The 9,498-nt window shown below is 57.5% G+C and carries 9 protein-coding genes and 1 tRNA gene; 6 read left to right on the top strand and 4 right to left on the bottom strand.

Annotation, left to right across the window (positions count from 1 at the left end):
• Nucleotides 1–20 precede the first annotated feature (20 nt).
• Genes NIM86_RS15595 through NIM86_RS15605 form a run of 3 tightly spaced genes read right to left on the bottom strand, consistent with a single transcriptional unit; the run spans nt 21 to nt 2,951 of the window.
• Nucleotides 21–743 carry a FadR/GntR family transcriptional regulator gene (locus tag NIM86_RS15595; RefSeq protein ID WP_253383465.1) on the bottom strand — a complete coding sequence of 241 codons (723 nt, stop codon included), beginning with the start codon at nt 741–743 and terminating at the stop codon, nt 21–23.
• A gap of 30 nt (nt 744–773) precedes the next feature.
• Nucleotides 774–1,814, bottom strand: coding sequence for a four-carbon acid sugar kinase family protein (locus NIM86_RS15600; protein ID WP_253383466.1), 1,041 nt, complete (start codon nt 1,812–1,814; stop codon nt 774–776).
• Nucleotides 1,815–1,832: 18 nt separating this feature from the next.
• A complete protein-coding gene (locus NIM86_RS15605; protein ID WP_253383467.1) occupies nt 1,833–2,951 on the bottom strand; it encodes an iron-containing alcohol dehydrogenase in 1,119 nt (372 codons plus the stop codon).
• A 382-nt stretch (nt 2,952–3,333) separates the two neighbouring features.
• On the opposite strand from NIM86_RS15605, the gene NIM86_RS15610 reads away from it, so the two are divergent.
• The 6 genes from NIM86_RS15610 (at nt 3,334) to pdxA (ending at nt 9,242) form a co-directional block, all read left to right on the top strand.
• The gene (locus NIM86_RS15610; RefSeq protein ID WP_253383469.1) at nt 3,334–3,762 is read left to right on the top strand and encodes a tripartite tricarboxylate transporter TctB family protein; all 429 of its coding nucleotides are present in this window, start codon (nt 3,334–3,336) and stop codon (nt 3,760–3,762) included.
• A gap of 38 nt (nt 3,763–3,800) precedes the next feature.
• On the top strand, nt 3,801–4,757 hold the full coding sequence (locus NIM86_RS15615; RefSeq protein ID WP_253383471.1) for a tripartite tricarboxylate transporter substrate binding protein: 957 nt from the start codon (nt 3,801–3,803) through the stop codon (nt 4,755–4,757).
• A gap of 104 nt (nt 4,758–4,861) precedes the next feature.
• Nucleotides 4,862–6,364: a tripartite tricarboxylate transporter permease gene (locus tag NIM86_RS15620; protein WP_253383473.1), complete on the top strand. Its 1,503-nt coding sequence runs from the start codon at nt 4,862–4,864 to the stop codon at nt 6,362–6,364.
• Nucleotides 6,361–7,248, top strand: a complete 888-nt coding sequence (locus tag NIM86_RS15625) for a dihydrodipicolinate synthase family protein (protein WP_253383475.1) — start codon at nt 6,361–6,363, stop codon at nt 7,246–7,248. Before NIM86_RS15620 ends, NIM86_RS15625 begins: the two co-directional genes overlap by 4 nt.
• Nucleotides 7,248–8,216, top strand: coding sequence for a phosphoglycerate dehydrogenase (locus NIM86_RS15630; RefSeq protein WP_253383477.1), 969 nt, complete (start codon nt 7,248–7,250; stop codon nt 8,214–8,216). The genes NIM86_RS15625 and NIM86_RS15630 overlap by 1 nt, the downstream gene beginning before the upstream one ends.
• A 39-nt stretch (nt 8,217–8,255) precedes the next feature.
• Nucleotides 8,256–9,242: a 4-hydroxythreonine-4-phosphate dehydrogenase PdxA gene (pdxA, locus tag NIM86_RS15635; protein WP_253383479.1), complete on the top strand. Its 987-nt coding sequence runs from the start codon at nt 8,256–8,258 to the stop codon at nt 9,240–9,242.
• 144 nt (nt 9,243–9,386) lie between these two features.
• Here the strand turns inward: pdxA and NIM86_RS15640 are convergent.
• A tRNA-Met gene (locus NIM86_RS15640) sits at nt 9,387–9,463 on the bottom strand.
• Between the last annotated feature and the right edge of the window lie 35 nt (nt 9,464–9,498).

A 9,498-nucleotide genomic window follows, 5' to 3' on the forward strand; every position in this document is an offset into this window, starting at 1 on the left:
GCGCGGCCTGACAATTCTGATCAGGTGAGCCTGAGATCGAACTGACCACCGCCGAACAGGCGATCCCTCGAATGTTCCAGATGCAGACGCATCCGGGCGCGCGCTTCCTCAGGGTCGCGGTTACGAATGGCCTCGTATATATCCGTATGTTCGGCGAGAACTTCTTCCAGACCCTTGCGTCCGTCATTCATGAGCGACTCACCGTGCAGTTTCATGCCCACATTCACGTGGTCACGCAGCGCACGAAAAGCGGCCTCGAAATAATGGTTGTTCGATGCCCGCGCGATACTGCTGTGAAACATGAAGTCAGCATCTTCGCGATGTTGCAAAGAGCCCGTTGCCGCACGCAAAAGTTCAAGCGCCTGCTCGGTCTCCGCCAGCAGGCCAGGATTATGGCGCTCAGCCGCAAGAGCCGCCGCTTCGGTTTCCAAGTTGATTCGAAACTCGTAGCATCGCTGCACATCGGCAAGCGTTTCGACCTTTGCAAAGCCTATGGGAACACTAGTCTGGCTTTGCCGCACAAAGGTACCGGCACCCTGACGGGAATTGACCACACCCTCTTTTCGCAGACGCTCCAGCGCGGCTCGCAGCACCGGTCTAGACACGCCGAACTCTTCGGCCAGCTTCATTTCGGGTGGTAACTTCTCGTTTGCGGGATAATCGCCATTGGCGATCCGCCCATGAAGCGAGCGATAGACCTGCTCCGCTAGAGGCATCCGCGTCTTCGTCTTAGCCGTTACCATTCAAATCCCCGATGTCGACAGCACCACGACCTATTGAAGATTCAGTAATTTGACAAGTTTCACCAGAGCATCAGGCTGCCCAAACCCGCCCGATTTGGTGATCAGCGATAAGTGGACCTGGCCAATGCAGCGCGCGACAGGCATCCCAGGCATGACCTCACCATCAACATCCAACTGTCCAACGCCGAGTCGTTGGAGCAGCGCGCCCGCACTTTCGCCGCCACAGGCAAAAATGGTCGTCGGGCTCAGGAATCGATAGGCATGCTCGAGGGTTTTCGCGAATTCGTCAGAGGCAGTTCCGGGTGAGATTTCCTCTGCTCCCCGCGTCATGCGAATGAGCAGGAGAGGAACTTGAGGAAACTGCCTGCAAAAACCATTGGGCGCAGTGACAATTGGGACATTTCCAAGAGCCTCGATTTGCCCGCCTGTCACAGGATCGCGTGAACCCACGGCCATCATTGCGGGAAGTGTTGGGCGTGTCTGGCGTATCTTTATTCCCTCTGGCCAAAGCCGGCATGCCAACGCCTCCGCCAAACCTGCCGCGCCTGCAAACGCCGATTCCCCCAACGCATTCGGCAGTTGTTCGATCAGATCCTGCTGAGTTCGCGCGTCACAAATCTTGATCGAACGGCCCAGTCGCCCGGCCACCGGGATGGGTGCATCAATTCCGCTTCCAACCACAGCGCCATCCATGCAGTAGCGGTCAAGCTTTGGAACGGCCGGATTGAAGAAAAGTGTTTTTTCCGAAGGTATCAGTGCATCTATTTCGGCCGCGATATTTCCCTTCAAACGGCTGTCGACCTTCTTGAAAAGTAGCCCCTTGTGTTCAGCCAGATGCCGCGCCACCGAGGTAACCACATCGCGCGCATCAGACTCCGATAATTCACGGGTGCCGGTCGCAACCGCGACAACGTCCGCTGGAGAAGCCAACGCTTCTGTCAAATTGTCAGGAGTGCACGCAACTCTAACGCGCGCTCCGTGTTCGGCAAATGTGGCCGCGCTGTCCAAGGCGCCGGTAAGGTCATCGGCAACGATAAAGACTCGATCACGCTTCATTTGATCGCCTTGCACGGTCGCACCTTGTGTCGGTCAGTACGCCTGCCGGTATAGCGCCTCAATATCGTCAACCGACAGTTCACGCGGGTTCCAGTCGAGCAGACGGCGGATGGCATGAGCCTCCTCGGCCATAGCCCGCAAACTATCTTCCTTCACGCCGTATGCGCGAAGTCGCATGTCGAGACCGAGGCTTTTGCAGAAGGCGGTAGCACCGGCGAGTATTTCTGCACTATCGCCACCTCTAAAACCGAGCGCTTGAGCGATCGCGGCGGTCTGTTCGGCGCAAGCCTCAGCGTTCTTGGCGAGAACATGCGGGAAAATAAGCGCATTGGCGATTCCGTGCGGCAGTTTGTACTGCGTGCCGAGCGGATAACTAAGTGCGTGCCCTGCGGTCGTATTGACCGGGCCGAGACAAATGCCGCCATAAAAAGCCGCCAGCGACAACCCGGCGCGCGCCTCCGCGTCGTTGCCATTCTTAACTGCCCTTTGCAAATAGCGGCCGACCAGTTGGATCCCACGCAGCGCATAGTCGTCAATGAGAGGATGAGAACGTTTAGAAGTAAACGCCTCGACACAATGGGCCATCGCGTCGACACCGGTTGCTGCCGTGATGTGCGGTGGCACCGTCATGGTCAAGTCAGGATCGATGATCGCGATATCGGCCAGCATGTATGGGCTTTCCGTGGCGACCTTGCTGTTGGTCTCGGGATCGGTGACGAGGGCGCGTGTCCCGACCTCCGAACCAGTGCCTGCCGTCGTCGGAATCTGGGCCAATCCTACTTTGCGCGCGGGCGCTTTATTGGCACCGCTGATGTCCGATAGCTCAACCGGCTGATCCACCATTACGGCAACCAGCTTTGCAAGGTCCATGGCCGAACCGCCACCGAAACCAATCACGACATCGGCGCCTTTGGCAGCCGAAACAGCATCTTCCAGATTATCGCTGCCAGGCTCGGGAACAACATCTCCAAAGCAATTGACCTCACCGAGACCCAGCAGTGAAAGTCGAACTGCATTGATCGGATCGGCGACGACAAAAGGCGCTTTAAAACCGGAGGCCGCAACCCAATCCGCCAGCTTTGCAAGCGCGCCGCTGCCGTAGTGCACCAGCGCGGGACGTCGTAACTCGACGGGTGTAGTCAGATTGTACATCACGGTCCTCACGAGTTCATCCTAGCGTGCAGCCGAACTTCCTCGCGGCAAGCTGCAGTTCAGGACATATAAATTACAAATTTTTGACTTGTCAAATAAGACGACACGGATGTTTACGTCAGACGACGGCGCCATGGAAGTTACGGGTGAAATCGCCATAATTATCTTGTTTTCAATGATTTATACTGAATAATTTCCGTTCAATCGAGCTATTCTTTCCCCAGAAAGGCCTTCGCAAACGGCTCGATAACTCAAACTTTTTCTGCTTCAGTTGACATGTTATCATATCGCTGACAGTGTGTCGCGACTTTCAAGAGACGTGACATTCGTGTCCGTCCTCTCAGGAGAGGCCAAAATGATATTGAGGGAAAGGAAGGCGGACTTGTGGATCGGCTGCGGGCTATTGGCCTTCTGCGGATTCGCTAGCTGGCGCACGACCTTCATCAAGCAGGGCTTCAACCCCGGCGCGGCAGGCCCGAGTTTTGTCCCATGGCTGACGATTGCCTTAATCGGCATGCTTTCGCTTGTGCTGATTGTTCGTGCGCTTCGTATGGAAAATGAAGCAGCGGCGAACATTGCGATACCAGGCCGACGGGTGCTTCTGGCTATGGCTGGCTTTACATTTCTGATGATCGGTTATGCCGCATCCTTCATGCCAATAGGCTATCTGCCTTCGACATTAGCGACATTCATTCTTGGCCTGCTTCTGCTGGGTGAGCGTAACTGGCTCATCATCGTCCTGTTTCCAGTCGGTATGACCCTGGCCATCTACTACGGTTTTACAAAACTGCTGTCCGTATGGCTGCCGTGAATAGCCATCGATTATCTGAAATCAAAGGGAGGAAACAAATGCTAAAATCTATCCTTATGGGCGCCGCTTTCGCGACCACCGCTGCGACCGGAGCATTCGCCGCGGATTTCCCACAGCGGCCCATCCAGGTTGTCGTGCCATATTCTGCGGGCGGATCGACGGACCTCTCCATGCGTGTCGTGGCCGAAACGTTCGAACGCCTCTTCGACGGACAGATGGTTGTACGCAATCAGCCAGGCGGCGGAGGTGCGATAGGTTCGTCGGCCGCTCTCAATGCCCGTGCGGACGGCTATACGCTGGGTGCCGGCGCTCAAGGGCCGCTCGTCATCAAACCGCTAATCGGCGGAACGGACTACAAACTGGACGATGTCGAGTTTATCGGTCTCTACGCCCGCTCGCTCCAGGTCATGGTGGCATGCGCTGACGCTCCGTTCTCCGACTACGACGCGTTCGTCGAATATGCCAAGGACAAAGCACCCCAGGTCGGCAACTCAGGCGCCGGCGGCGCCAACCAGATATCCGCAGAGGCTTTCGCGGACGCCGCCGGCATCACGATTGAGTCCGTGCCGTTCAACGGATCGTCAGAAGCGCGCACCGCCTGCATCGGCGGTCATATCGACGCGATGGTCGCCTCACCGGCGGAGGCTTTGGCGGCATCGGAAGCCGGACAGATGAGCCCACTCTTTGTCATGGAAGACGAGCGCATCGATCTCTTCCCGGACACGCCGACAGCCGTCGAAAAGGGTGTCGATTTCACCTGGTCCTCCTGGAAGGGTCTGATTGGTCCGAAAGGAATGGATGAAGATACGCGGGCCTGGCTGCGCGATGCCGTCGAGAAAGTGGCCAATGATGAGCAGTTTCGGAAGACGCTGACCGATATGGGTGAGTTTGTTGTGTACGAGGACGGTGAAGCATTTGAGGCTCGAGCCAGGAAAGACATGGAAACGTCGAAAAAGGTGCTCGAAAAGCTCCACATGCTCGAGATGAATAACTGATCAGAACAGGCGCCGATGGCGTCTGATATTGGACCGGGGCCGCCAAGCCGCCCCGGTTTTCTTTCACGAAGACGGCCGCTGTCGTACAGCCCCCAGGGCGGACCATGGAATCCATCGCCTTTCTTACCCCACTCTTTGAGCCGCAGATTCTGCTGACAATAGCAGCCGGCACGCTTGGCGGCCTCATTATAGGGGCGTTGCCAGGACTGACTGCAACGATGGGTGTCGCCCTTCTAATTCCCCTTACCTTCGGCATGACGCCCGTTATGGGTCTCAACATGCTGATCGGTATTTATATCGGCGGTATTTACGGAGGCTGCGTATCGTCCATCCTGCTGCGAACGCCCGGCACGCCTGCATCGGCCGCCACAGTTCTCGATGGCTATCCGATGGCGCAGAGGGGCGAAGCAGGACGGGCGCTCGGAATGGCGACGATCGCCTCGACCGTAGGTGGCCTCATCGCTGCTGTCGTTCTGGCGACGCTTGCACCTCAACTTGCCGGGATTGCCCTGGAGTTCGGCGCGTCTGAATATTTCGCCCTTGCGCTGTTCGGCCTGACGATCATCGCCTCTCTATCCGGCGATCTACTGAAAGGTGCGATTTCGGGCCTCCTCGGCATTCTCATTTCCACGGTAGGCGCCGACCCGATTTCCGGCGTTCTGCGTTATACATTCAATGTCCAGGGTTTTGCTTCGGGCTTCGCGTTTACTCCTGCACTGATCGGCCTCTTTGCACTCTCTGAAGTGTTCACCCAGATGGAGCGAATTGCCGCTAAGGAAGAGCCGATTAAAATCGTATCGGGTCGCTGGCCGAGCCGGTCCGAGATGAAGGAAAGTCGAGGCGCGCTTCTACGCGGCTCAATCATAGGCACTCTTATCGGTATCGTGCCGGGAACCGGGTCGGGCACGGCTTCGTGGATCTCCTATAATGAATGCCGCCGCGCATCGAAGACGCCGGAGAAATTCGGCACCGGATATGCACCAGGAATCGCGGCCACCGAGTCGGCCAATAATGCGGTCTGCGCCGCTGCTCTTATTCCGCTACTGGCTCTTGGTATTCCGGGTGACGTCGTGACGGCGGTCCTGATGGGCGGCCTGCTAATTCAGGGTCTTGCTCCAGGCCCGATGCTTTTTCAGACCAATCCCGACGTCGTGGTCGGAATATTCGGCGGCACGTTCATCGCGACGATCTTCATGTTCATCTTCGGCATGGCTCTCATCCCGGTTTTCAGCCGCATTTTGATGATCCCTCGCCGCCTCCTCGCCATGTCGATCGTTATCTTCTGCTTCATCGGCTCCTTTGCGATCAACCTGAACCCGGTCGATCTCTATACGATGGTCGGCTTCGGCGTCTTGGGCTGGGGTATGCAGAAATTCGGTTTCAGCCAGGCAGCACTCTGTATTGCCCTGATACTTGGTCCCCTATTGGAGTCGAACCTGCGGCGGGGCCTTCTTCAGACCCATGACGATGTCATCGCCTTCGTATCGACACCGATCACACTCCTTTTCCTCGCCCTCACTGTTTTGTCGGCTGGCTGGCCACTGGTCGCCGGCGCACTTGTACGCAGACGCGCAGAACGAAACCAATCAAAGCCGGAGTCTCAATGAATTCGAAAAAAGAAGCGTTCGTCGCGCTGGTCACGTGTTTCAATGACGATGAGACGATCAACTATGACGCCACCCGTACGCAGGTGCGTCGACAGGTTGCTGCCGGCAATCATATCATGTGCGCAGGCACAAACGGTGATTTCTCCGCCTTGACCTTTGATGAGAAGGTCAAGCTGACCCGAGAGGTCGTTGAAGAAGTGGCTGGTAAAACCAAGATCATCGTCAATGCCGGTATGCCCGCGACGTACGAAACCGTGCTTCTGGCCAAGGAGTTCGACCGCATCGGCGTCGATGGCATTGCCGTTATCACTCCCTTTTTCATCTCCTGCACGCAAGATGCGCTCATCCGGCATTTCTCCTCGGTCGCCGATGCGGTGGACACTCCGGTCTACCTTTACGACATTCCGGCCCGGACCCAGAACCACATCGAGCCAGAGACCGCCCGCAGGCTGTCGGAACACGGTAATATCGCCGGCATAAAGGATTCGGGCGGCGCGCAGGATACGCTGGAAGCCTATATGGCGATCGGCCGTGAAGAGGATAGTTTTGACGTCTATTCCGGCCCCGACCATCTGGTCCACTGGGCATTCCAGAACGGCGCAAGAGGTGCGATTTCAGGCCTCGGCAACGTCATGCCCGACGTGCTGGCGCAGATCGTCGACTGCTTCAACGCCGGCGACGAAGCGGGTGCAGCAAGGGCGCAGGAAACCTATGGCAGCTTCCGCACCGATCTCTACAAGCTCGGCTATCCGCCCGCTCTGGTGAAGCGCGCGCTCTGGGTCATGGATCATTCTGTCGGCGCATCGCGTCAGCCGGCTCTGCTGCCGGATCCCGAACAGGACAGGCAGATCGAGACGATCCTGAAAAAATACGAGTTGATCTGATGCCGGTTGTCGTCACTACCTCCCCCGGCTTTGGCAGGCATGGCCGGATTCCGGAGCTGATCGCCGATCGTGGATGGGAATTCATCCGCTGCATTGACACGGAGAAAGCCGATGGCGGGCTTTCCGAAGAGATCGGGCGGGCCGACGCGCTGGTGGTCGGCCTCGTTCCCGTTACGCCGGAAACACTGGCCGCTGGCGTAAATCTCAAGGGCGTCGTCAAGCATGGCGTTGGAATCGACAATATCGACATAGCGTCGTGCACCACCGCCGGGCTTCCTGTCTGCAACACGCCCGCCGCAAATGCCGATGCTGTGGCCGAGCTGGCGGTGGGTTTGATGTTCTCGATGGCCCGCTTCATACCCCAGGGCCATATCTCCGTGGCCTCTGGGGGATGGAACCGGCAAATTGGCACCCAACTCGGCGGCAAGACGCTCGGTATTGTCGGGCTTGGTAATATCGGAAAACGCCTGGCCAGATTGGCTGTCGGACTCGGTATGAAGGTCGTCGCGACCGAAAAATTTCCCGACGAGGCTTTCGCGCGGAATTATGAGATTTCGTTTCTCCCGCTCGACGAATTGCTGGCGGTTTCCGACTATGTTTCTCTTCATGTGTTCGGCGGAGCGGATAATATATCATTGATCGGCGAGAGGGCGCTTTCGCTGATGAAGCCCGACGCCAAGCTCATCAATCTTGCGCGTGGCGACGTGGTCGATCTCGACGCGGTTGCCGCAGCACTCGAAGAGGAGCGTCTCGGCGGGGTTGCGATCGATGCTTACCGAAGCGAACCGCCGGATGTATCGCATCCGATCTTCCAGCATCCGCGCGCGGTTTTTACCCCGCATTCCGGCGCCGATACGCGAGAAGCGCTCGAAAATGTCGGTCTGATGGTCATTGAAAGCCTCGACGCAATCTTCGCCGGAGATCCGCCTCCCTATTGCGTCAACGACGACGAACTCGCTCTGCGCTGACGGCGCCGCCATCATGAAATTGTCCTCTGGAGAGACCCGATGCCCGAACAACCCATCGTAATTACCATGGGCGACCCATCCGGCGTGGGCGCTGAGGTGACGGTGAAGGCCATGGCCGAACTGAAGCCGCAAGAACGCGCGCGTTACGCCGTGATTGGCGACCACGCAACCCTTGAGCGCGCCGTGCGCGCCTGTGACCTCGACCTTTCCCTACGCCCTCAGGGCGGTGACGGCGACACCGCCGCTCTGCAGGTGATCGACGTGCCAGTCGACGGATTGCCTGGCCGGTTCGGTGTGCTCTCTGACACCTGCGGCGAGGCATCGTTCCGCTATATCGAAAAGGCGGTCGAACTTGCGACATCTGATGCGGCCTCCTGCATTGTCACCGCTCCGATCAACAAGGCAGCTCTGAATGCGGCGGGCCATCACTACGACGGCCACACGGGAATGCTGGCGCATTTGACCGGTTGCAAAACATCCTGGATGTTACTTGCCTCGCCGACGCTCAATGTTCTGCATGTTTCGACTCACGTCTCTCTGAAAGAGGCGATAGCGCGAGCGACCCCCGAGCGGATTTACGAGACCATCCGAACCGGCCACAATCATCTTCGTCGCATGGGCCTGCAGACACCCCGCATAGCTGTTGCTGGCCTGAACCCCCATTGTGGTGAAGGGGGGTTATTTGGCGATGAGGACGATGAAAGGATCGCGCCGGGCGTGGCGAAAGCCAGAAAGGAAGGGATCGACGTCGAAGGTCCGATCTCGGCGGACACGGTCTATCACCGTGCTAATACCGGTGCTTTCGATCTTGTGATCGCGCAATATCACGATCAGGGTCATATCCCGATCAAGCTCATCGCCTTCGACACCGCCGTCAATGTCTCGCTTGGATTGCCAATCGACCGATGCTCAGTCGATCATGGAACCGCCTTCGATATTGCGGGTACGGGCATTGCAAACCATGTCAATATGCTGGCCGCGTTAGATTATGCAGGCAAGCTTGCCGCGGCAAGGCGGCCTCGTTAGGCGAACCGGTCGATTTGCCCATTTCAAAATGCAAAGCGACACTCGGACCTTTGACGGACGGCAACCAGATTTCACGACAAACGTCTGCCGACAAGGGTGCTGATCCGTAGCAAATGTAGATACGTCGAGAGTTATTGTAATTTTTGGTTGCGGGGGCAGGATTTGAACCTGCGACCTTCAGGTTATGAGCCTGACGAGCTACCGGGCTGCTCCACCCCGCGTCACCAAGTTTTCGGGCGCTTATAGCCTACCGCCC

The sequence above is a fragment of the Notoacmeibacter sp. MSK16QG-6 genome, from assembly GCF_024158145.1.
Lineage (GTDB): Bacteria > Pseudomonadota > Alphaproteobacteria > Rhizobiales > Rhizobiaceae > Notoacmeibacter.